The following is a 23414-nucleotide window of genomic DNA, read 5'->3' on the forward strand; positions in this document are numbered from 1 at the left end:
TGGACACTTGACCCAGTCGGATGTCCAAGATTATGACCAAGCTCACCTAGCAGCCATAATGAGTCCCACCTGGTGAGATCGAGACGCGCAGCGGTGCGGTGATGTTCAGTAGCTGATCTGGAAGGTGGCGTCGGCTCGGTCCACCGCGGGCGAGCCGGCGTTGATGGGGTCGATGCGCAGCACGAAGTTGGCGTGACGCAGATGCCGGTCGGGGAAATTGTGTGAGCGCCAAGAGGTCAGCGAGGCGTCGGCCAGGCCGGGGACCGCGTAGAAGGTGGCGTCCGCGGCGAACAGGGCGGTGCCGTCATTCACGGCGAGGCCCACCACGTAGTTGCTGTGGCGCAGGTACCGGCCGGGGAAGTTGACCGACTCGAACGAGACCCCGGAAGCCGCGGCGAGCCCGGGGCGCAGCCGCCATTGCGAGTCGGGGTAGGGGTCGAACGGGTAGGGGTCGATGCGCCCGGCGTTGTTGGCATGGCGGATGAGACGGTCCGGGAGGTTGAAGGACTTGATCCGGTTCCAGGTGGGCACGCCCCAGCGGGCGAGCAGGTTGGTGCGTTCGGCGGCCGTGATCGGGGCGATGGTGGCGTGCTTGGAGTTCAGCGGCTGCGTGTACTGGGCCTTGGTCAGCAGGCTCCACGAGTCGGCGTTGAGGTTGCCGCTGCGCCAGGTGTAGAACTCGCCGTTGACCGGGCCGTAGGAGTCGCCCCACAGCCACCACTCGTTGCGGTCATAGGCTTTGACGACGATGGGCGCCTCGATGCCGCCGTTGACGACACCCGCGGTGTAGATGCCGCTGTTGAAACTGCCGGGGTTGAGCGTGTTCGATCGCGCGCCGTAGAGCCGGCCGTTGACGAGGTTCTTGTAGTAGAGGTAATTCGTGCCGCCGCCCAGGTGCATCGTCGCGTCCAGCACGTTGAAACCCGGGTCGAAGAAGACCTGGGCGGCGCTGACCGTGACGAAATCGGTGGTGTAGTTGACCATCGTCACATCGCGGGTGCCGTTGAACGCGGAGTAGATGATGGCGTACTGGCCACGGGCCGCGTCCCAGAACGCCTCGGGCGCCCAGGTGTGGGTGTTCATCGTGTGCATCCGCACCCGCCGGTAGCCGGTGAAGCTGCGCAGGTCCACCGAATCCCACACGTGGATGAATTGGTTCGGCTGGGTGAAGTCGGTCCCGGCGAGGTCGGTGGCCACCACCACGAACTGGTCGTTCTGCTTGCGCAGAATGAACGGGTCGCGCAGCCCGCCGGTGCCCGCGGTGGGGGTGACGACAGGGTTGTTCTGGTTGAGCGGGACCCAGTTGAGGGCATCGGTGCTGACGGCCAGGTGCAGCCCGTAGTTGTTGGCCAAGCGGTTGGGCGATTCGGTGAAGTAGCCCATCACGTAGCCGCCGAACGGTCCGGCCGCGGCGGCGGGCCCCCCGGCGGCGCCGAGGGCGAGCCCACCCAAGGTGCCGGCGGTGCCGGCCGACAGCAGACCGGCGAGCAATTCGCGTCTGGTGGTCATCATCGTCCTTTCCGGACAGGAAGCGGTTTTGGCACCCGCGCCGACGGCAGCCGGGCGCAGCGCCGGCGCGGGTGGGATCGAGGCGAGCACACGGTGAAGCACCGCCACTGCGCGGCGGTCAAGGCTTCCGGCGAAACGGTGCTCAGCGGCGGAGCTATGCGGACGTCGGTGAGCGGAGCCTTCGCCGTTGGTGGCCCGGGGGCGCGGCGAGGCTCATGGCGGGCAGAACGGCGCTTGCTGGGTCGTGCATCGCTCCTCCGGACACTGAGGTGCTATCACAGCCCGGGCGGTGATCCCTGAGACCTGGCATGGGTCTGGGACCGGGCAAGGCAGCCCGATGTTAACGTTCACATTTACTTCTGTGAGTTTTTGTAACACCTCAGGCGTGCTCAAGTCAATGCCCGAGGTGTGAGCGCTAACAGACCTAGTGCGCGGGCAGCAGGCCGGTGGACTCGCGGACCACGAGCCGGCAGGGCTGGCGGATGACGCCACTGGCGGGGGAGCCGTCGAGGGCCGCGAACAGATGGGTGACCGCTGTGCTGCCGAGCCGTTGCAGGTCAAGGTCGACCGTCGTGAGTGGAGGACGGCAGTCGGCGGCCATGTCCTCCCAGTTGTCATAGCCGACGATGGCGATGTCGTCGGGTACCCGCCGCCCGTGTTCCAGCAGGGCCTGGGCGGCCCCGGCCGCGATCTGGTCGTTGCCACAGAAGATGGCGTCGATGTCGCGATGCGCGGTGACAAGCATCCGTGCGGCGTGCCGGCCCCAGCGTTGCGACCACTCGCCGTAAAGGGGTTCTCCGCCGACGAGGCTCAGGCCCGATTCGGCGAGCACGGCGAGCAGCCCGGTGACGCGGTCGCGGGCCGCGCGATAGCTTTGCGGGCCGGTGATGTGGGCGATGCGGCGGCGGCGCAGCCCGACCAGATGCTCGGTGGCCAGCCGTGCCCCGCCCTCGTCGTCGGCGAGCACCGACAGATCGTTGGGATCGGTGGACTGACCATAGACATAGACAACAGGAACCGGGATGTCCCGGCTGATGGAGGGCCGCAGGTCGTTGCTGTCGCCCACGATGATGAACCCGTCGACCTGCCGGGCGAGCAGGGTGCGGATGTAGTGCTGGCGGCGGATCGCATCGCCGCGGGCATCGCACAGCAGCACCGACATCTGCTCGTTGCCGAGCGCGTTCTCCGCGCCGAGCAGGATCGGGAAGGCAAACCGGCCACCGAGCTCATCGGTGAGCAGACCGATGGTGCGGGTGCGGCCGGAGATGAGCCCACGGGCCAGCACGTTGGGCTGGAACGAAAGCTGGTTTGCGGCCTGCAGCACGCGCAGCCGGGTGTCCGGTGCGACCTCGCCACGAGCGTTGAGCGCTTTACTGGCCGTCGCCACTGACACTCCGGCTAGCCGGGCCACGTCGGTTAGAGTCACCGATGTCGATCGTTGCCTGCCCACGGAAAGCCTTTCGACGTTTTCGACAATGTGACGGAGCGTACGCCCGGCTGCACGAAGTAGCCAGAGCACGTGTGCGTTCCGAGATTTAATGTGCCGCACATCTTGCCGAAAAGGTTTTCGGGATTCAGGGTGACTCCAACGCGGAAATGGCCGCGGTTACGAGAAATTGTTGGAGGCGGACATGACGGTGACGGCGCGAACCGCCGACCTCACAGGAGGCCGGCCCGTGGTGCCGTCGCGAGGGGTCCTTCGACCGCTGGGCCTGCACGAGGCTCGGATCACCGGGGGATTCTGGGCGCAGCGGCAGCAGGTCAACAGCGAGGCCACCCTCGAGCACGGCCGGGAGTGGATGGACAAGCTGGGCTGGACTGGCAACTTCACCGCCGAAGCAGGCCAGGGCAGCCTCGATCGCCGGGGGCGGGAGTTCTCCGATTCGGAGATTTACAAACTCCTCGAGGCGATGTCCTGGGAAGCCGGCCGCCACCCAGACCGGGCCCGCGACGACGAGATTGCCGAGCTTGCCGCCATGATCGCTGGTGCTCAGTCGGCCGACGGCTACCTGCACACCGCCTTCGGGGGGCCTGGACAGCGTCCGCGTTACCAGGACCTGGCGTGGGGCCACGAGCTCTACTGCGCCGGGCACTTCCTGCAGGCCGCGGTGGCGCGCAGCCGTACCGGTGGCGACGAGCTGTTGCCGATCGCGATGCGGCTGGCCGACCACCTGTGCCGCGAGTTCGGCGCCGACGGGCGTGACGCGGTGTGCGGCCATCCCGAGATCGAGCCGGCTCTGGTCGAGCTGGGACGGCTGACCGGAGAACAGCGCTACGTGGACCAGGCCGCGTTGTTCGTCGCGCGCCGGGGCCGCAAAACGTTGCCACCGCACGCCTTCGGCTGGTCGTACTTCAGCGACGACATCCCCGTCCGCGAGGCTCACGTCCTGCGCGGGCACGCGGTGCGCGCTTTGTATCTGGCGGCCGGCGCCATCGATGTGGCGGTGGAGACCGGCGACGACGCCCTGCTGGAAACCGTGGCCGCGCAATTCGACCGCACCGTCGCCCGGCGCACCTACCTCACCGGTGGCATGGGTTCGCGCCATATGGACGAGGCCTTCGGCGACGACTTCGTCCTGCCCTCCGACCGGGCCTACTCGGAAACCTGCGCCGGGGTGGCCGCCATCATGGTCGCGTGGCGGCTGATGCTGGCCACCGGGCGGGAGTCCTACGCCGATCTGATTGAGCGCATCCTCTACAACGTGGTGGCCACGGCCATCGGCGATGACGGCAAGTCGTTCTTCTACGCGCACACGCTGCACCAGCGCACCACCACCGATGTGCTGCCCGACGATGTGGAACAGCTCGGCTTCGGCGGCGGCCCGCGCGCACCGTGGTTCGAGGTGTCCTGCTGCCTGGCCAACATCGCCCGGCTGCTGGCTAGCCTGTCCACCTACTTCGCCTCGGTGGACGCGGAAGGTCTGCGCATTCACCATTTCGCCGATGCGGAAATCGACACGACGCTGGCCGATGGCCGCCGGATAGGGGTTCGCACGCGGACTGGGTACCCAGAAAATGGTGATATCGCTGTCGAAGTGACCGCGACCGAGGGTGGCGTGTGGACCCTGGCGTTGCGGGTGCCGGGCTGGGCCGCCGGGGCAAGCGTGGAAGTCAACGGCGTCGCCCAGGAAGCCGGCCGCGATCAGGTGCTGGTGCGCCGCGAATTCGCCGTCGGCGATCGGATTACCGTGCGGCTGCCGATGGCGCCGCGCTTTGTCGAGCCCGACCCGCGGATAGACGCGGTGCGCGGCTGTGTCGCCGTCGAACGCGGCCCGCTGGTGCTGTGCGCCGAGTCAGTAGGCGGCGCGCTCGATCTGGACCGGCTGCGTGTCGACAGCGCCATCGCGCCAACCGAAAGCGACACCGTCGTTGTTGCGGCGCATACCGAACAGCTGGCGGATCGGTCATGGCCTTATGGCGCAAGTAAAGAGAAGGTTCCGGGTCAGCGTCACCCCGTTTCGGTGCCGCTGATCCCTTACCACCGCTGGGCCCGTGGCGGCCCCTCCACGATGCGGGTCTGGCTTCCCGCCGCATGACCCGGGTCTGACGCACCATCCATGGAAGGAGAAATTTTGATATCTAAAGGTTTGAAGGCTCTGGTCGGCGTAAGCGCACTGCTGCTGGCTGCCTCGGTGGCGGCCTGCGGCAACGACGACCCGGGTCCGGCCGGCTCCGGCACCGCCGGTGTTGACGACGGCGCGGCGCTCACGCTGTGGACCCGCGCGGCGACCGAATCGGTCTCCAAAGCCTATGCGGAGGCTTACAACGCTTCGCACAAAAACAAGGTGACGGTCACCTCCTACCCGAACGAGGAGTACCCGGCGAAGCTGGCCTCCGCGGCCGGCGCGAAGGCGCTGCCCGATCTGTTCGGCTCCGACGTGGTCTTCGCGGCGCAGTACGCGTCGCAAGGGCTGTGGGCGGACCTGACCGAGCGCTTCACGGCCAGCGGCCTGAAGGACAAGGTCTCGCCCGGCCACGTCACCGCGGGCACCTGGGAAGGCAAGAACTACGCCGTCCCGCACACCGTCGACATGTCGGTCATGCTCTACAACAAAGACCTCTACAAGCAGGCCGGGCTGGACCCGGAGAAGCCGCCGACCACGATGAAGGAGTTCGCCGACCACGCCCGCGCCATCGACAAGCTGGGCGGGGACGTCAACGGCACCTACTTCGGCGGCAACTGCGGCGGCTGTGTGGAGTTCACCTTCTGGCCGTCGGTGTGGGCCGCGGGTGGCGACGTGCTGGACGCCAAGGGGCAGAACGCAAAGATCAACTCCAAGGAGATGTCCGACGTCTTCGCCCTCTACCGTGCGCTCTATGACGAGGGCGTAGCCGCTCCCGCCTCGAAGGACGAGGCCGGGCCGACCTGGCTCGGCGCGCTGCAGAGTGGCAAGATCGGCATCGCTCCCGGGCCTTCGGTCTGGCTGGGCCTGATCGAGGAGAAGGGCGTCAAGATGGGCGTGGCACCGATCACCGGCTTGAGCGGTGGCGCTTCCACCTTCATCGGCGGCGACTCCATCGGTATCGGCGCCACCAGCACCAAGGCCGCGCAGGCCTGGGACTTCCTCAAGTGGACCATGTCCGACGAGGCGCAGGTCGAGGTCATCGCCAAGAACAAGGGCGTGCCGATTCGCACCGACCTGGCTTCCAACAAGTACTCGTCGGCCGATCCGCGCATCGTCACCATCAACAGCTTGGTGGCCAAGGGCAAGACGCCTTACGCCAAGAACTTCAACGCTTCGTTCAACGACCCGCAGAGCCCGTGGCTGCAGACCGTTCGCGGGGCACTGTTCGGCGACGCCGCCAAGGCGCTGGCCGACGGCAACACCGCAATCACCAAGTCCCTCCAGCAAAGCTGACCCTCCCCAGGGCGGCCGCCTTGGACCAAGGCGGCCGCACCGGACCAAAACCCAACGGAGACTTGATGTCCACGCTCACCCCGCTCGATCCCAGGCCGGTGACCACGCGGGCGCTGGCGGCGAGCAGGCGCGAGCGCCCGCCCGCCCGGCGCGGCGCAGCTCGCAGGCGCGCGATGCTCGGCGCAGCCTACGCCGCCCCCACCGCGGTGATGGTCGGCGTGTTCTTCCTCGCGCCGCTGGTGCTGGTGGGCTGGATGTCGTTGCACCGCTGGCCGCTGCTCGGGCCGCCGACCCTGAACGCACCGGACAACTACAGCCGCATCAGCGACAACGAGCTCGTCCGCTCGGCGGCGTGGTTCACCGCCAAGTACACGGTGCTGATGACGGTCCTGCTTTTCGTAGTGGCGTTCGGGCTGGCGCTGCTGGTGCAACAACGACGGCCTGCCGTCGGGTTCATGCGCACGGCTTTCCTGATGCCGATGGCGGTCGGCTTCGCCAGCGCGTCACTGCTGTTCCTCGGTCTGCTCAGCGACGAGATCGGCCCGGTCAGCGATCTGTTGCGGTCGTTGGGAATCATCGACGGGTACGTGTCGTGGACCAGCGGTAGCCCGGAATCCGCGCTCGGCTCTGCGGTGGTGCTGGTGCTGTGGCGCTTCGCCGGATTCACCATGCTGATCCTGCTTACCGGCCTGCAGGCGATTCCGCTTGAGGTCTACGAGGCGGCGCGCATCGACGGCGCCACCCGCTGGCAGACGTTCCGCCGGATCACCGTGCCCCTGATGCGCCCGACTATCGCGTTGGTGCTGACCATGATGATCACCGGCTCGCTGTTGGCCTTCGACCAGTTCTGGATCCTCACCCGCGGTGGCCCGGACAACGGCACCACCTCGCTGGTGATGGTGATCTACCGGGAGGCGTTCATCCGCCTCGACCTTGGTTCCGCGGCGGCGATTTCGGTGGTGCTGCTCGCGATCCTCGTGATTTTCAACGTCGTCCAGCTTGGCGTGCTGCGCCGGCGTTCCTAGGAAGGGCATCCACATGATCAGGGCAACCGCGGCAAGCCGGTGGACCCATGGCATCACCGGCACCGCACTGGCGATCCTGTTCCTGTCGCCCCTGTTGTGGAGCGGCTGGGCGTCGCTGCGCACCGGCACCGGCTTCGGGCTGGAAAACTATGGGCGCCTGTTCACCTCCGACAACGGCATCCGCCCGCACCACGTGTTCAACAGCATCACCGTCAGCGCCCTCACCGTGGGCGGGACGCTGTTGGTGGCCACCCTCGGCGGCTACGCCTTCGGCCGGTTCCGTTTCCCCGGACGGGACCTGCTGTTCCTGGTGACGCTGGCCATCCTCATGGTTCCCTACGCCACCATCCTCATCGCGCTCTACGTGTTGCTCGGCTGGATGGGCCTGCAGGACAGCCTGATCGGGCTGAGCCTAGTGCTGATCATGTTCCAGCTTCCGTTCTCCATCTTCATGATGCGCAACTCCTTCGAGGCCGTGCCCCGCGAGCTCGAAGAATCGGCGCAGGTGGACGGCTGCAACAGCTTCGCCACGCTGACCCGCATCATGCTGCCCGCGGTGCGCCCCGGCCTGGTGACCGTCGGCCTGTTCGCCTTCCTGACTTCGTGGAGCGAATTCTTCGCGCCGCTGATCCTGCTCAACTCCACCGACACGTTCACCACCACGCTGGCCGTGGTCAACATGCGCACGGCCAGCCACGGCTCGATCGACTACGCCGCCCTCGAGGCCGGCGTGGTCTTCATGGCCGTGCCCTGCCTGATTCTGTTCGCCTTCATGCAGCGCAGCTATGTGCGCGGCTTCACCTCCGGCGCGCTGAAGGGCTGAGCACCCCCAAGACTCTCTCACCGCACGCACCACACCGACAGTCCCCGAGGAAAGGTGCATAAGGATGCCAGAGACCATCCGCAGGGCCATTCAGGCCTGACACCCAAACTCCGGTCGCGCCGTGCGCCGCCCGTCGCTCGGCGCGGCCGGACCCCATACCTCTCACCGCGCCCACAACCGTCCTATGTGGAGGTGGCTTTCATGCCCACACCTGCGCGCTTCTGGCGCAGAAGACTAGCTTTTGGCCTCAGTGTGCTGCTATGTGCCACGTTGCCCGCCGTGGTGGCGAGCTCGTCGGCGCAGGCAGCGCAAACCATCGGGTTCCCCACTTTCAGTGGCCCCGCCATTCCTGCCGCGCCGGTCGGCTTCACCACCGGCAACATGATGCAATCCATCTACGACGCGGAAAGCGGCGGCACCGATTTCTGGATGGACCGGCTGCTCGCCCGTCCCGGCAACGATCCGGCCGGCACCTGGCTGATGACCCGGGGCCGGGCGGTGTTCATGAAGACACACACCCCCGGCACGCTCGGCTTCGCCGGCCAGGTCGCCTACTTCGAAAGCATCAGCAACGCCAACGCTTTCAGCATCGCGGTGACCCCCGGCACCTTCACCGAGCAGGTCGGCTCCCGCTGGCAGGCGCCCAGCCACTGGCGCAGCGTGCACACCAGCGGGTCGATCACCATCAACCAAACGAAGTTCATCACCGACAACAACGTGGCGGTCGCGAACCTGTCCATCACCAACAACGGCAGCGCGTCCACCACCCTGCAGCTGCGGGCCACCTCTCCCTACGCCACTTCGGGTTCGGGCAATGAGCTCACCGGGCAGGTCAACTCGTTCAACAACCTGACCACCCTGTTCCCGCGCCTGAGCGGCGATGGGTTCACCGCCACCAGCGGCGGCCTCAACCGGTCGGTGACCGTTGCCGCCGGGGCCACGGTGACCGCCAAAGTGGTGATGGGCTTCATCACCAACGAGATCCCGGCCTCGCAGACCGAGTACGACGCGTACAAGGGGTTCAGCAACGCGACCGCGTTCGCCACCCACGTGCGCGCCTACAACCTTTGGTGGGCGCAGAACCTGCCCTACATCGACGTGCCCGAGCCGGCCATCAAGAAGAACATCTACTACCGCTGGTGGTTGATGCGCTTCAACAACTTCGACGGCGACATCCCGGGACAGACGTTCCAGTTCCCGCAGTCGACCGAAGGGGTACTGGGCTACAACAACGCCATCGTGCTGACCCAGCCGATGCACATCGATGATCTAAAGTATCTTCGCAATCCCATGTACGCCTATGGAAACTGGCTGAGCGTCGGTCAGGTGTCCAAGAACGGCCGGTTCCTCGACAACCCCGGTGACCCGGACAACTGGTCCAACAGCTACACCCAGTACATCGCCGAGGCGGCTTGGAAGAGCTACCAGATCCATGGCGGCCAGCCGGCCATCGCGGCCAACCTGGCCCGCTACGCCGAGCAGGACGTGAAGGGCCAGCTGGCCTTCTACGACACCGACAACAACAAGCTCATCGAGTACGACTGGGGCGCGCTGACCGGTAACGACGCCGACGCGGTGTCGTTCCACTGGAAGGCGGGCCGGATGGACCGCGCCGAATCGGCCTACCAGTACTCCGGGGCGCTGGCCGCGGCACAGGCCTACGAGGCCATCGGCAACACCGCCAAGGCCAACGAGATGCGCACCCTGGCCACGCAGATCCAGAACGCCATCACCAGCGTGCTGTGGAACCCGAACCGTCAGCTCTTCGAGCACCGGCTCAAGTCCACCAACGAATGGGTGCCCTGGAAGGAAATCAACAATTACTACCCGTTCTCGGTCGGGGCCATCCCCAACACGGCCCAATATCGGGAGGCGCTGCGGCTCTACGACGCTCCGGCGCAGTATCCCATCTTCCCGTTCTACACGGCGAACCAGGTGGACAAGGCGGCAGCCGCCGCGGCCGGCAACCCCGGCTCCAACAACTTCTCCACCATCAACTCCACCGTGCAGTTCCGGCTCTACTCCTCGGTGTTGCGCAACTATCCCAACGCGTGGATGAACGCCACCGACTACAAGAAGCTGCTCTACTGGAACGCGTGGGCGCAGTACCCCAACGGCAACACGCAATACCCTGACGCCAACGAGTTCTGGGCCGACTGGAACGGCTCCTCGATCACCTACCGGTCGTGGATCCACCACAACATCCTCGGCAGTAGCAATTGGACGGTCATCGAGGACGTGGCGGGGCTGCGGCCGCGCAACGACGCCAAGGTGGAACTCTCGCCGATCAACATCGCGTGGCCCAACTTCGCCGTCAACAACCTTCGCTACCGCAACGCCGATCTGAGCATCATCTGGGACGACCCGGCCGACGGCGTCGTCCGGTACCCGGGCGTGCCTCAGGGATATTCGATTTTCATCAACGGCAACCGGGTCGCGACGGTCAACTCGCTGGTGCCGTTCACGTGGGATCCGGCCACCGGCTCGGTGACCACCAGCGGCACGGTGGCCTTCAGCACCTCGGCGCCGAGCATGCAGGCCCCGACGCAGGTCGTGCAGTCAAGTGCGCGCATGGTGGACATGCTGGCCAAGGCCGGCGTCGACCTGACCGCATCGCTGACCAACCTCGTCACCGGCTCCACGATGTCGGCTTCGTTCAGCGGCTCGGGTGCCGGCGTGGCCGGGGCGGCCGACGGCTTCCCGACCAACGAACCGTTCTGGGGCGCGGGTGGTTCGCCCAACGCCCAGGACTGGTACGAGGTCAACTTCGGGACGGCCCGGACAGTCAACGAAGTCCGGTTGTATTTCAAGGACAGCAGACCCCAGAGTGGTACCTATCGGGCCCCGTCGTCCTACAACATTCAGTACCTCAACGGCAGCACGTGGACCAACGTGCCCAGCCAAGCCAAAACCCCGGCCGCACCACGGGCCAACTACAACCTGGTCACCTTCCCGGCGATCAGCGCGCAGCGGGTGCGGGTGCTGGCCACCAACGCCTCCGGCGCGAAGACCGGCCTGACCGAAATCAAGATGTTCAACCGGGGCGGGGTGCAGCCACCACCGCCACCGCCGTCCGACAACCTCGCGTTGAGCGCCGTGCCCACGGCGTCCTTCACCTCGGCATGGGAGAGCGTGGCCGCCATCAACGACGGCATCGATCCACCGTCGAGCAACGACACGGTCAACCCTCGCTGGGGCTGCTGGCCGAATACCGGGCAGCAATGGGTGGACCTGACCTGGTCCTCGGCGCAATCGCTGAGCCGGGCTCAGGTGTACTTCTTCGACGACGACCAGGGAATCGACATGCCCGCGTCGTGGAAGCTGCAGTACTGGAATGGAAGCGCCTACGTCGATGTGCCCGGCGCGAGTGCCTACACGTTGACAAAGAACGCCTACAACACCATTACCTTCACCTCGGTCAGTAGCACCCGGTTGCGGGTGCTGATGACCGGCAACGGCACGAGTTCGGTCGGCCTTCTTGAGGTCAAGGCCTTTACCTCCTGACCTCGATGACTGTGGGCCCGCTTTTCGGCGGGCCCACAGCTGTGCCAAATCAACCCTTGCCGAAAGGGTTTTCGTAAGACATCGTGAAATTGAAATAGCCGGACACGCCGCTCTCACCGCCCTAGCTAGAACGAGGAAGGCGAAGAGATGTCCGCACTTTCCCGCCGCAGCCTGCTGCGCGCAGGCGCCGTCGGCGCCACCGCCGCAGTCACCGGCAGCCTGATCGAGGCCGCGCCCGCGCTTGCCGCGCGAGCCGACATCGGGGTGTCGGTATTTGCTTTTCCGCTCGGGGCGGTGACCCTGCTACCCGGGCCGTTCAGTGCCAACGCGGGTCGCATTCAAAGTTATCTGAGTTTCATCGATGCCGACCGGCTTCTGCACACGTTCCGCCTGAACGTCGGGCTCTCCTCAAGCGCGGCAGCCTGCGGTGGCTGGGAATCGCCCACCACCGAGCTGCGCGGTCACTCGATGGGCCATGTGCTTTCCGGGTTGGCTCAGGCCTATGCGAGCACGGGCACCGCCGCCTTCAAAACCAAGGGTGACTATTTGGTGGCGCAACTGGCTATCTGTCAGGGGCGGGCGGCCACCGCCGGGTACAACACCGGTTATCTGTCGGCATATCCGGAAAGCTTCATCGACCGTGTTGAAGCACGCCAATCCGTGTGGGCGCCCTACTACACGCTGCACAAGATCATGGCCGGGTTGCTGGACATGCATCTGCTGGCCGGCAATGCCCAAGCGCTGACCGTGTTGACAGCCATGGCCGGGTGGGTCAAGTTCCGCAACGACCGCCTCACCCAGACCCAGCGGCAGAACATGCTCGACACCGAATTCGGTGGGATGAATGAGGTGCTGACAAATCTCTACCAGCTGACCGGAAACGCGGCGCATCTGACCACGGCGCAATACTTCGATCACGCGGAGATCTTCGACCCGCTCGCGAACAACACCGACGCGCTGAACAACTACCACGCCAACACCCAGATTCCGAAGGCCGTCGGCGCGATTCGCGAATATCACGCCACCGGCACCACCCGCTATCGCGACATCGCGCGCAACTTCTGGGACATCGTGGTGGGCCACCACATCTACGCCAACGGCGGCAACTCCAACGGCGAATACTTCCATGCGCCCGACCGCATCGCGAGCGAGCTCTCCGACACGACCACCGAATCCTGCAACACCTACAACATGCTCAAGCTGAGCCGGCAGCTCTTCTTCACCGACCCCACCCGCGCCGCCTACATGGAGTTCTATGAGAAGGCCCTCTACAACCACCTGCTCGGCGCGCAGGACCCGAATTCGTCGCACGGGTTCCACAGTTACTACACCCCGCTGCGCTCCGGCGGCATCAAGACCTACAGCAACGATTACAACAACTTCACCTGCTGCCACGGCACCGGCATGGAAACCCACACCAAGCTGAACGACAGCATCTACTTCTACGGCACCGACACCCTCTATGTGAACCTGTTCGCCGCGTCCCAGCTGAACTGGGCGGACAAGAGCGTCACCGTCCGCCAGGACACCACTTTCCCGGAGACCTCCTCCAGCCGCCTGACCATCACCGGCACGGCCACCTTCACCATGCGGGTGCGGGTTCCCTCCTGGGCGTCGGGGGCGACCATCCGGGTGAACAACGTGGCCCAGTCCGGTGTCGTGCCGGGCAGCTACGCCGCTATCAACCGCACCTGGGCCAATGGCGATGTGGTCGACATCTCGCTGCCGATGGCGCTGACCCGGGAGTCCACTCCGGACAGTGCCAGCACCCAGGCGGTGAAATACGGCCCCATCCTGCTGGCGGGCGCCTACGGCACCAACAACCTCAGCGGGCTGCCGACGCTCAACCCGGCCACGTTGCAGGCGACGTCGACCCCGCTGCAGTTCACCGGGACCGCCTCCACCGGTCAGGTCACCCTGCTGCCGTTCTACAAGATGCACGGCCAGCGCTACAGCGTGTACTGGAACATCGCGGCCTCACTCCCGCCGCTGGTGGCCCATTACCAATTCAACGAGACGTCGGGCACCACCGTCTCCGACGCCTCCGGCAACGGCAAGACGGCCACCGTCACCTCGCCCGCGTCGTGGGTGGCCGGCCGTAGCGGCAACGCCATCAACCTGAGCGGCTCGTCGCAGTACGTGACGCTTCCGTCGGGGATCCTGTCCGGTGCGGGCGCCTGCTCGGTCGCGGTCTGGGTGCGCCTGGACACCGTGGCCAACTGGGCTCGGCTGTTCGACTTCGGGTCGGGGACGACCGCGAACATGTTCTTCGTCCCGCGGTCCGGCTCGAATACGGCGCGTTTCGCCATCACCAGTTCAGGTGCGGGTGGCGAGCAGCGGATCGACGCCCCGGCGCTGACGGCCGGCGCTTGGATCCACGTCGCCGTGACCATCGGCGCCAATACCGGCATCCTTTACCTCAACGGCGCGGAGGCCGCCCGCAACACCGCGATGACCCTCACTCCCGGGTCGCTCGGTGCCACCAACCAGAACTGGGTGGGCCGCTCCCAGTACAGCGGCGACCCCTATCTCGACGGCGCGGTGGACTCGCTGCGCCTCTACAGCCGGGTGCTGACCGCGGCCGAGGTGTCCAACCTCTTCTCGACCGGCCAGTAGCCCCGCTAAAGCCCCCTCGCGGTGCGCGCTACCCGGGCGCGCTCCGCAGAAAGGTAGGAATATGTCCATCCCTCTAATACGGCGCTGGCCGGTCGTCGCGGTTGCCGTGCTGACCATCGCCGCCTCCGCTCCCGCCTCCGCCCGTACCAGCGACGACACCTCGGGGCGGGTCAACGACGCCGCCTCGGGCATGATCTGGACCGGCCTGGTCGCCGACCGGTCCGGTCCCTGTGCGGGCCTGTTCCGAGTCGCCGGGACCACCCCGGCGATGTGCACGCACGGCCCGGATCCGGCTCCGGCCGGGCTGTCCGTCAAGAGTCCCGTCGCCCCACTGGCTGCCGGCGTTGGCATCTCCGCGCTGGCGGTCTGTGAAGGCGACGGCACCTCCGGCCGCCGCGTCGAGGTGCTCTACATTCACGGCAGCACCAGCCGGTACAGCCAGTTCCTGGAGACATTCCGGCAGCTGGCCGAGCAGGTCGACGTCATCTACAACGAAAGCGCTCGGGCCACCGGCGGCGAACGGCACGTCCGGTACGTCACCGAAACCGTGAACGGGGCCTGCCGGCCGGTCGTACGCGACGTCCAGATCGCCGACTCGGCGCTCAACGCCAACGACTGGGCGCCGCTGGTCAACGCGGTCAAGGCCGCGGGCTACACGCGCACCGACCGCAAGTACATGGAGTTCGTGGACGCCAACGTGTTCTGCGGCATCGGCGGCTTCGCCGGCGACACCCGCAAGACCGACGCCAACCGCTCCAACACCGGGCCGGAATACGCCCGTGCCGACAACGGCTGCTGGACAGCGGGGGTGGCGGCGCACGAGCTCGGCCACACCCTGGGTGCGGTGAACAACAACGCGCCCAACGCTTCCGGCGCTGCGCACTGCGTCGACGAGTACGACGTCATGTGTTACAAGGACGGCCCGAACGTGGTGCTGCGCTTCTCCTGCCCGGACAGGTCTTTTGACAACAGGCTGGACTGCAACCACGACGACTACTACCACACCAACCCGCCCGCGGGCAGCTACCTGTCGCAGAACTACAACGTGGCAGACAACCTGTTCCTCATCAGGGGTGGTGGCACCACTCCGCCGCCGCCGTCGAACAACCTGGCCCTCACGGCGACGCCGAGCGCGTCCTACACCTCGCCCTGGGAATCGGTTCTGGCCATCAACGACGGCATCGATCCGCCTTCGTCAAATGACACGGTCAACCGGCGCTGGGGTACCTGGCCCAACACCGGCCAGCAGTGGGCGCAGCTCACCTGGGCGACCGCGCAGCAGGTGAGGGTCGCCGACGTGTACTTCTTCGACGACAACGGCGGCGTCCGGCTGCCCGCGTCGTGGTCGTTGCAGTACTGGAACGGCACCGCCTTCGTGGCAGTGCCCGGTGCGAGCGGCTTCCCGGTGGCGCTGAACGTCTACAACCGGGTCACCTTCACCAGTCTGTCCACCACCCGCCTGCGCGTCGTGCTCAACAGCGGCGCCGGTTCGGTCGGACTGCTCGAAGTCAAGGTCACCAGCTGACCTTCCGCCGGGGGCCGCGGGTTTCCGCTCGCGGCCCCCGGCCCTGCCCTCCGGTCTGAGGTGTTGATGCGTAGTTACGTTGCCGCGCTCGCCGCGTTGGTGTTCGTGTTGTTTCCGGCCACTGCCGCGCAAGCCCATCGGCAGGTGAGGCCGACCGTGCACCACGATGGCGCGGGTTCGGTGTGGCTGCGGTTGGCGTGGGAGGACGGCCATCCGGTCGCCGAGCCGGGGCTGGCCATGTTCTCCGGCCGAAGCGACACCGGTGAGGTGCTCGGCCCGACGGCCATGCGATCGCTGCCACACGATCTGGCGACCCTGACCCTGCCGGTCACCCTGCAAGCGGGGCGCTGGCAGGTCACCGTCGACATCGCCACTCCCGGTGTCGGCTATTGCCAGACGGTGCTGATGGTCGCTGCCAAGGCGCCGGCTCAGGCGGTCGATTGCGCTCCGCCGCCCACCACGGCCATCGCCTTGCCGCCGCCGCAAACGCGGGCGCTTTGGCCCATTCTCATCGCGCTGGTACTTGGCTGCGCCGCCCTGATTGCGGTGCTGCTACTGGCTCGCGCCCGGCCGGGCCGCACCGGGCGAGGCCGCCGGTGACATGTGAACGTTCACATCGTCCGGGCTGGCCGGGCGGGCGGGGGTTCCGCTCTCACCGCATGAAAGAACACCCCCGCCCGCGGCTGGCCCCCGCCGGGCTAAGGCGCCCCGCCGTCCGGATAGGTAGCCGTAAGTGTTAGCGCACACATCGCGCTTGTCAACCCCTGTTTCGGATTGGTTACCTGGAGCCGGATGGGTGCTGTCCTGCAACGCGTGTAGCGCGTTCGGAGCTGTCTGCGGGCCGGTGCGTTACGCAGATGTTGCCGTAGCGTGTCTTGACGGCACCGGATGTGAGCGCTAACACTAGTGCTCGCAAGCAGTAGGAGGTGGAGATGAGCGCATCGGCCGGACCGCAGGACAGGTTCGTCGTGGGGGTCGACTACGGCACCCTGTCGGGGCGAGCCCTCGTGGTTCGAGTCGGCGACGGCGCCGAGGTGGGCACCGCGGTGCACGAGTACAAGCACGGCGTCATGGACTCCGTGCTGGCCGCGAGCGGGCGCGCGTTGCCACCCGACTGGGCGCTGCAGGACCCGGAGGACTATCGCGATGTGCTGCGCGAGGCGGTGCCGGCGGCGGTGCGCAGCGCCGGGATCAGCCCGGAGCAGGTCATCGGAATCGCCATCGACTTCACCGCCTGCACCGTGCTGCCCACGCTGGCCGACGGCACGCCGCTGTGCGAGCTGCCCGATTTCGCCCAGCGCCCCCACGCCTATGTCAAACTCTGGAAACACCATGCCGCGCAACGGCATGCCGACCGCATCAACGCGGCGGCCCACGAGCGGGGCGAGCCCTGGATCGGGCGATACGGCGGAAAGATTTCCTCCGAATGGTCCTTCGCCAAGGCGTGGCAGCTGCTGGAGGAAGACCCCGAGATCTACCACCGCGCGCAGCGGTGGATCGAAGCCGCCGACTGGATTGTGTGGCAGCTGTGCGGCAGCGAGACGCGCAACGTGTGCACCGCGGGCTACAAGGCGATCCGGCAGGACGGCCGTTATCCTTCGGCGGACTATCTGGCCGCCCTCGACCCCGCCTTCGCCGACTTTGTGTCCAAAGTAGATGGTCCGCTGATCGACCTGGGCGCGTGTGCCGGAAGGCTCACCGCACAGGCCGCGTCGTGGACCGGGTTGCCCGAGGGCATCGCGGTGGCGGCGGCCAACGTCGACGCCCACGTCACCTCCGCCGCGGCGCAAGCGCTTGAGCCCGGCCGCCTGGTCCTCATCATGGGCACCAGCACCTGTCACATCCTCAACGGCGACAAGCTCGCCGAGGTGCCGGGCATGTGCGGGGTCGTCGACGGCGGCGTGAGCCCCGGCGCCTGGGGCTATGAGGCCGGCCAGAGCGGCGTCGGCGACATCTTCGGCTGGTTCGTCGACCACGCCGCCCCCGGCGCGGGTTCGCACGAGGAACTCTCGCGCCAAGCAGCCGAACAACCCGTTGGCGGGCATGGGCTTGTCGCGCTCGACTGGTGGAACGGCAACCGGTCGCTGCTGGTCAATCACGAGCTCAGCGGCGTCATCGTCGGGATGACCCTGGCCACCAGGCCCGCGGACATCTACCGGGCATTGCTCGAGTCGACCGCTTTTGGTACCCGCATGATTGTTGAAGCTTTTGAAAACGCGGGCATCGCGGTGACGGAATTGGTGGTCGCGGGCGGGCTCACCGGCAACAAACTGCTGATGCAGATCTATGCCGACGTGACCGGCCGCCCGCTTAGCCTCATCGGCTCGGCGCAGGGACCCGCTCTCGGCTCGGCGATCCATGCCGCCGTCGCGGCCGGGGCCTACCCGGACATCCACGCCGCCTCGTCCGCGATGGGAAGAGTCGAGCGCGGCGTCTACCTGCCCGATGCGACGCGAGCTGCCGCCTATAACGCGCTTTACGCCGAATACCAGCAGTTGCACGACTACTTCGGCCGAGGCGGCAACGAGGTGCTGCTGCGGTTGCGGGCCATCCGCAACGCCACCCAGCTCGAGGCGGCCATGGCATGAGCGACGTCATCGCCCAGATTCGGCAGACCGTGGCCTCGCTGCACGGCGAGCTCACCCGCTACGGTCTGGTGGCATGGACGTCCGGCAACGTCTCGGCGCGCGTGCCCGGCCAGCCGCTGATGGTGATCAAGCCGAGCGGCGTGAGCTATGACGACCTCAACGCCGACAACATGATCGTGTGCGATCTGCACGGCATCGTGGTCGACGGCGAGTTTTCCCCCTCCAGCGACACCGCGGCACACGCCTACGTCTATCGGGCCATGCCTGAGGTCGGCGGCGTCGTGCACACCCACAGCACCTACGCGACGGCCTGGGCGGCCCGCGGCGAGCCGATCGCCTGCCATCTCACCGCACAGGCCGACGAGTTCGGCGGCGAGATCCCGGTGGGGCCGTTCGCGCTCATCGGCGGCGACGACATCGGAAAGGGCATTGTGGCAACGCTTTCCGGGCATCGGTCGCCGGCCGTGCTGATGCGCAACCATGGAGTTTTCACCATCGGCCGCGATGCGCGGGCCGCGGTGAAGGCGGCCGTGATGTGTGAAGACGTGGCCCGCACCGCGCATCTGGCGCGCGTGCTGGGCGACCCGGCGCCGATGGACCAGGCCGACATCGACGCGCTCTACGACCGGTACCAGAACGTTTACGGCCAAACCCCTATCCCGCCCGGCGGCAGCTGACCGCGGGCGTTAGCAAGCCTCTCACCGCAGATCACCCCAACCGCACCATCACAATGAGCCCGGCGTCGCCAGAAATGCCCAAGCGGCGCAAGGCTTTTCGGTAAGTGCTTACACCCTCACAAGGAGATCGCATGCACACCACGGGCACAGCAATGACACGGCGGCGAATTTTCGCCGTACTGTCCGCCAGCCTGCTTGCGACCGGGCTGGCCGCCTGCGGCAACAGCGACACGGGCGACAAAGGCGGCACCGGCAGCGGCAAGATAGTCCTCGGCTTCTCCCAGGTGGGGGCCGAGAGCGGCTGGCGCACGGCGAACACCAACTCCATCAAGGAAGCCGCTGCGGCGGCGGGCTTCGAGCTCAAGTTCGATGACGCGCAGCAGAAGCAGGAAAACCAGATCAAGGCGATCCGTAACTTCATCCAGCAGAAGGTCGACGTCATCGCCTTCTCGCCGGTGGTGGAGTCGGGCTGGGACACCGTGCTCAAGGAGGCCAAGGACGCCAAGATTCCGGTGATCCTCACCGACCGGTCGGTCGACTCGGCCGACAAGACGCTTTACAAGACCTTCATCGGCTCTGACTTCGTCAAGGAAGGCAAGCTTTCGGGGGAGTGGCTCGTCGAGAAGACCAAGTCGGCGACCGGACCGGTGAACATCGTGGAGTTGCAGGGCACGACCGGCTCTGCTCCGGCCAACGACCGCAAGAAGGGCTTCGCCGCGGCGATCGCTGCCAACCCGAACCTGAAGGTCATCGCGTCGCAGACCGGTGACTTCACCCGCGCCGGCGGCAAGGCCGTGATGGAGCAGTTCCTCAAGGCCAACCCGAAGATCGACGTCCTTTTCGCCCACAATGACGACATGGGCCTGGGTGCGCTCGAGGCGATCACGGCCGCGGGCAAGGTTCCCGGCAAGGACATCACTATCATCACTATCGACGCGGTCAAGGACGGCATGCAGGCCCTGGCCGATGGCAAGTTCAACTTCATCGCCGAATGCAGTCCGCTGCTTGGGCCTCAGCTGATGGATCTGGTCAAGAAGGTCAAGGCGGGGGAGACCATCCCCACCCGCATCGAGACCCAGGAGGGCACGTTCACTCAGGAGCAGGCCAAGGCCGCGCTGCCCACCCGCAAGTACTGAAACACAGTGGGGCCGCTGGGCGTTCGAGGGAGTTTCGACGCCGCGGCGGCCCCCGTGTTTGACGATCCAGGAAGGTCCAGTGGGATGGTGGAAAGCCAGCCGGTCCTGACAATGACCGCGATCAGCAAGTCGTTCCCCGGGGTGCAGGCGCTCAACGATGTTGGGCTTCGCCTGTTTCCAGGTGAGGTGCACGGTTTGATGGGGGAGAACGGTGCCGGAAAGTCGACCTTGATCAAAGTGCTTACTGGGGTGTACTCCCACGACAGCGGAACGATCGGGTTGGCCGGCCAGACCGTGCGCTTCGGCGCCCCGATGCAGGCCATCGCCGCCGGAATCAGCACGGTTTACCAGGAGGTGAACCTGGTGCCGAATCTTTCGGTGGCGGAGAACATCTTCATCGGCCGTGAGCCGCGGATAGCCAGTCTCATCGACTGGCGCCGGATGCGCCGCGCTGCGCGGCACCTGGTGGAACGCCTCGAGCTCGATGTCGACGTCACCGCCCCGCTGGGGTCGTGCTCGCTGGCGGTACAGCAGATGATCGCGATCGCGCGGGCCATCGACATCAAGGCTCAGGTGCTCGTGCTCGACGAGCCGACGTCCAGTTTGGACACCACCGAGGTGGAACAGCTGTTCCGGATCATGCGCCAGCTGCGCGGAGAAGGGATCGCGATCCTCTTCGTCACCCACTTCCTGGACCAGGTGTACGCGATCGCCGATCGGGTCACCGTTTTGCGCAACGGGCGGCTCGTCGGTGAGTACATGACCAGTGAGCTGCCGCAGCTGGCGCTGGTGGAAAAGATGATCGGCAAGGAGCTCGAGGCGCTGGAAAGCCTGGAGGACCAACCCAAGCGCGCGCTGGCGGCGATCGAAGCCAGCACGGCGGTCATCGAGGCCAGCAGCATCGGGCGCAAAGGCTCGGTGGCGCCCTTCAGCCTCACCATTCACCAGGGGGAGGTGGTCGGCCTGGCCGGGCTGCTCGGCTCGGGCCGCACCGAGGTGGCCCGGCTGCTGTTCGGCGCCGACCGGGCCGATTCGGGCCAGCTCACGATGCAGGGCAATCCGGCGCCCATCCACAACCCGGTGGACGCCATCGACCGGGGCATCGCCTTCTGCTCGGAGAACAGGCGCACCGAAGGCTTGGTGGGAGAGCTTTCGGTAAGGGAGAACATCATCCTCGCGTTGCAGGCCACCCGCGGCTGGACCAAACCGGTGCCCCGCCGCCGGCAGGACGAGCTGGTGGCCAAGTACATCAGCGCGCTGGACATCCGTCCCGGCGATCCGGAGATGCCGGTACGCAATCTCAGCGGCGGTAATCAGCAGAAGGTGTTGCTGGCACGATGGCTCATCACCGAGCCGCGGCTGCTGATCCTCGATGAGCCCACCCGCGGCATCGACATCGGGGCGAAGACGGAGATCCAGCGGCTGGTCATGCAGCTCTCCGACGGCGGGATGGCGGTGCTGTTCATCTCCGCCGAGCTGGAGGAGGTGCTCCGGCTCAGCCACAAGATCGCCGTGATGCGGGACAGGCACCTCGTCGCCGAGCTGGCCAACGACGACTCCGTGGACGCCGAGCACGTCATGGCCGCCATAGCAAGTGGAGCATCGTCGTGAATACCCTTACCTCCCGCCTGAGCCAGGCGAGTAAGCACCAGCTGTTCTGGCCCGTCGTGGTGCTGGTCGGTCTGCTGGCGGTCAATGCCCTCTACCGGCCGAGCTTCCTCGGCGTGGAGATGAAGGACGGGCACCTCTACGGCAGCCTCATCGACATCGTGCGGCTCAGCGCACCTCTGATCCTGGTCGCGGTCGGGATGACCCTGGTGATCGCGACGGGTGGCATCGACCTGTCCGTCGGCTCGGTGGCGTCCATCAGCGGGGCCATCGCGTGTCTGCACATCAGCCAGCAGCCGGACCAGAATGCGCTCTCCGTGGTGCTGGTCGCGCTGGCGCTGGGCATCGGGTTGTCTCTGGTGGCCGGGACGTGGAACGGCATGCTGGTGGCGGGCATCGGCATTCAGCCCATCATCGCCACCCTGATTCTGATGGTGGCCGGCCGTGGCCTGGCCCAGCTGATCACCTCAGGGCAGATCATCACCATCAACAGCAGTCCATATCGGACAATAGGCGTCGGGTACTGGCTGACCCTCCCCGTTTCCATCTTCATCGCCATCGCGGTGGTGGCGCTCGTGTCGGTGGTGACGCGCCGGACAGCGCTGGGTGTCATCATCGAGGCGGTCGGCGGCAACGCCGAAGCCAGCCGGCTGGCCGGAATCAGGTCGCGGCGCATCATCCTGCTCGTCTACGTGATCTGCGGCGTGTGCGCGGGTCTGGCGGGCTTCATGCTGACCGCCGACGTCTCCAGCGCCAACGGCAACGCGGTCGGCCTCTGGGTCGAGCTCGACGCGATCCTGGCCGTGGTCATCGGCGGCACAGCGCTTTCGGGCGGCCGGTTCTCCCTCAGTGGCACGGTGCTGGGCGCGCTCATCATCCAGACGCTGACCACGACCGTGTACGCGATGAACATTACGCCGCAAACGTCGTTGCTTTTCAAGGCCCTCGTGGTGATCGCGGTTTGCCTCATCCAGGCGCCGGCGTTCCGGGCCAAGTTCACCCGCCGGCGTCCCGCGGCTCCCCTGCCGCCGCCGCAGGCCACCGCCTCCGGGCAGGACCAGAAAGTGGAGGTGCCGGCATGAGCACGGCGGATGTGAGCATTCTCGATGGTCTGCGCAAGTGGCGGGTGCCGCGCCAGCACATGCCCGTGCTCGCCACGCTGGCGCTGCTGCTCGTGCTCTATGCGATTGGGGTCTCCCAGTACAGGGCGTTCTCCAACGTGCAGGTCGTCTTCAACGTCTTCATCGACAACGGGTTTCTTCTCGTGGTCGCGGTCGGGATGACCTTCGTCATCCTCACCGGCGGGATCGACCTGTCGGTCGGGTCGGTGGTGGCGATGACCGCCATGCTGTCGGCGTGGCTGCTGCACGGCGGTCTGCCGCCCGCGCTGGTCATGATCATCGCGCTGCTCATCGGCCCGTCGCTGGGTTTCCTGATGGGCTGCATCATTCATTACTTCGAAATCCAGCCCTTCATAGTCACGCTCGCCGGCATGTTCTTCGCCCGTGGCATGTGCACCTGGATCAGCTCGGTGTCCATTCCGA

16 protein-coding genes are annotated in these 23414 nt (G+C 66.5%); 14 read left to right on the top strand and 2 right to left on the bottom strand.

Features of this window, described 5'->3' with window-relative positions; translation table 11 throughout:
* Positions 1-105 precede the first annotated feature (105 nt).
* Complete coding sequence (locus tag Rhe02_RS06810; RefSeq protein WP_239123470.1) at positions 106-1611, bottom strand: glycoside hydrolase family 43 protein; 1506 nt, start codon at positions 1609-1611, stop codon at positions 106-108.
* 322 nt (positions 1612-1933) lie between these two features.
* Positions 1934-2959 carry a LacI family DNA-binding transcriptional regulator gene (locus Rhe02_RS06815; protein WP_203907213.1) on the bottom strand — a complete coding sequence of 342 codons (1026 nt, stop codon included), beginning with the start codon at positions 2957-2959 and terminating at the stop codon, positions 1934-1936.
* A gap of 181 nt (positions 2960-3140) precedes the next feature.
* On the opposite strand from Rhe02_RS06815, the gene Rhe02_RS06820 reads away from it, so the two are divergent.
* From Rhe02_RS06820 to Rhe02_RS06885, 14 genes are all read left to right on the top strand, one after another.
* Positions 3141-5045, top strand: a complete 1905-nt coding sequence (locus tag Rhe02_RS06820; RefSeq protein WP_203907214.1) for a glycoside hydrolase family 127 protein — start codon at positions 3141-3143, stop codon at positions 5043-5045.
* A 36-nt stretch (positions 5046-5081) separates the two neighbouring features.
* The gene (locus tag Rhe02_RS06825; RefSeq protein ID WP_203907215.1) at positions 5082-6368 is read left to right on the top strand and encodes an ABC transporter substrate-binding protein; all 1287 of its coding nucleotides are present in this window, start codon (positions 5082-5084) and stop codon (positions 6366-6368) included.
* A 65-nt stretch (positions 6369-6433) separates the two neighbouring features.
* Positions 6434-7393, top strand: a complete 960-nt coding sequence (locus tag Rhe02_RS06830; protein ID WP_203907216.1) for a carbohydrate ABC transporter permease — start codon at positions 6434-6436, stop codon at positions 7391-7393.
* 13 nt (positions 7394-7406) lie between these two features.
* Positions 7407-8216: a carbohydrate ABC transporter permease gene (locus Rhe02_RS06835; protein WP_203907217.1), complete on the top strand. Its 810-nt coding sequence runs from the start codon at positions 7407-7409 to the stop codon at positions 8214-8216.
* A gap of 201 nt (positions 8217-8417) precedes the next feature.
* A complete protein-coding gene (locus tag Rhe02_RS06840; RefSeq protein ID WP_203907218.1) occupies positions 8418-11720 on the top strand; it encodes a discoidin domain-containing protein in 3303 nt (1100 codons plus the stop codon).
* 147 nt (positions 11721-11867) lie between these two features.
* On the top strand, positions 11868-14336 hold the full coding sequence (locus Rhe02_RS06845; protein WP_203907219.1) for a glycoside hydrolase family 127 protein: 2469 nt from the start codon (positions 11868-11870) through the stop codon (positions 14334-14336).
* Between the two features lie 61 nt (positions 14337-14397).
* A complete protein-coding gene (locus tag Rhe02_RS49680) occupies positions 14398-15861 on the top strand; it encodes a hypothetical protein (protein WP_239123472.1) in 1464 nt (487 codons plus the stop codon).
* Positions 15862-15927: 66 nt separating this feature from the next.
* Complete coding sequence (locus Rhe02_RS06855) at positions 15928-16461, top strand: hypothetical protein (protein WP_203907220.1); 534 nt, start codon at positions 15928-15930, stop codon at positions 16459-16461.
* Positions 16462-16793: 332 nt separating this feature from the next.
* Positions 16794-18449, top strand: coding sequence for a ribulokinase (gene araB / locus Rhe02_RS06860; protein WP_203907221.1), 1656 nt, complete (start codon positions 16794-16796; stop codon positions 18447-18449).
* On the top strand, positions 18446-19126 hold the full coding sequence (locus tag Rhe02_RS06865; RefSeq protein ID WP_203907222.1) for an L-ribulose-5-phosphate 4-epimerase: 681 nt from the start codon (positions 18446-18448) through the stop codon (positions 19124-19126). The genes araB and Rhe02_RS06865 overlap by 4 nt, the downstream gene beginning before the upstream one ends.
* A 131-nt stretch (positions 19127-19257) precedes the next feature.
* Positions 19258-20262 carry an ABC transporter substrate-binding protein gene (locus Rhe02_RS06870; RefSeq protein WP_239123474.1) on the top strand — a complete coding sequence of 335 codons (1005 nt, stop codon included), beginning with the start codon at positions 19258-19260 and terminating at the stop codon, positions 20260-20262.
* Between the two features lie 84 nt (positions 20263-20346).
* Entirely contained in the window at positions 20347-21873 is a 1527-nt protein-coding gene (locus Rhe02_RS06875; protein ID WP_203907223.1) for a sugar ABC transporter ATP-binding protein, read from the top strand.
* Positions 21870-22952 carry an ABC transporter permease gene (locus Rhe02_RS06880; RefSeq protein WP_203907224.1) on the top strand — a complete coding sequence of 361 codons (1083 nt, stop codon included), beginning with the start codon at positions 21870-21872 and terminating at the stop codon, positions 22950-22952. Before Rhe02_RS06875 ends, Rhe02_RS06880 begins: the two co-directional genes overlap by 4 nt.
* A partial coding sequence (locus Rhe02_RS06885; protein ID WP_444544522.1) for an ABC transporter permease subunit occupies positions 22949-23414 on the top strand: 466 nt, incomplete at its 3' end. The genes Rhe02_RS06880 and Rhe02_RS06885, both read left to right, overlap by 4 nt.

This window comes from Rhizocola hellebori (genome assembly GCF_016862955.1).
In the GTDB taxonomy this organism is placed as follows: Bacteria; Actinomycetota; Actinomycetes; order Mycobacteriales; family Micromonosporaceae; genus Rhizocola; species Rhizocola hellebori.

Excerpts from the sequence above, each read along its gene's own strand:
- Rhe02_RS06820 (WP_203907214.1), top strand. The coding sequence starts at position 3,141 with ATGACGGTGACGGCGCGAACCGCCGACCTCACAGGAGGCCGGCCCGTG.
- Rhe02_RS06830 (WP_203907216.1), top strand. The coding sequence starts at position 6,434 with ATGTCCACGCTCACCCCGCTCGATCCCAGGCCGGTGACCACGCGGGCG.
- Rhe02_RS06835 (WP_203907217.1), top strand. The coding sequence starts at position 7,407 with ATGATCAGGGCAACCGCGGCAAGCCGGTGGACCCATGGCATCACCGGC.
- Rhe02_RS06840 (WP_203907218.1), top strand. The coding sequence starts at position 8,418 with ATGCCCACACCTGCGCGCTTCTGGCGCAGAAGACTAGCTTTTGGCCTC.
- Rhe02_RS06845 (WP_203907219.1), top strand. The coding sequence starts at position 11,868 with ATGTCCGCACTTTCCCGCCGCAGCCTGCTGCGCGCAGGCGCCGTCGGC.
- Rhe02_RS49680 (WP_239123472.1), top strand. The coding sequence starts at position 14,398 with ATGTCCATCCCTCTAATACGGCGCTGGCCGGTCGTCGCGGTTGCCGTG.
- Rhe02_RS06855 (WP_203907220.1), top strand. The coding sequence starts at position 15,928 with ATGCGTAGTTACGTTGCCGCGCTCGCCGCGTTGGTGTTCGTGTTGTTT.
- araB (WP_203907221.1), top strand. The coding sequence starts at position 16,794 with ATGAGCGCATCGGCCGGACCGCAGGACAGGTTCGTCGTGGGGGTCGAC.
- Rhe02_RS06865 (WP_203907222.1), top strand. The coding sequence starts at position 18,446 with ATGAGCGACGTCATCGCCCAGATTCGGCAGACCGTGGCCTCGCTGCAC.
- Rhe02_RS06870 (WP_239123474.1), top strand. The coding sequence starts at position 19,258 with ATGCACACCACGGGCACAGCAATGACACGGCGGCGAATTTTCGCCGTA.
- Rhe02_RS06875 (WP_203907223.1), top strand. The coding sequence starts at position 20,347 with ATGGTGGAAAGCCAGCCGGTCCTGACAATGACCGCGATCAGCAAGTCG.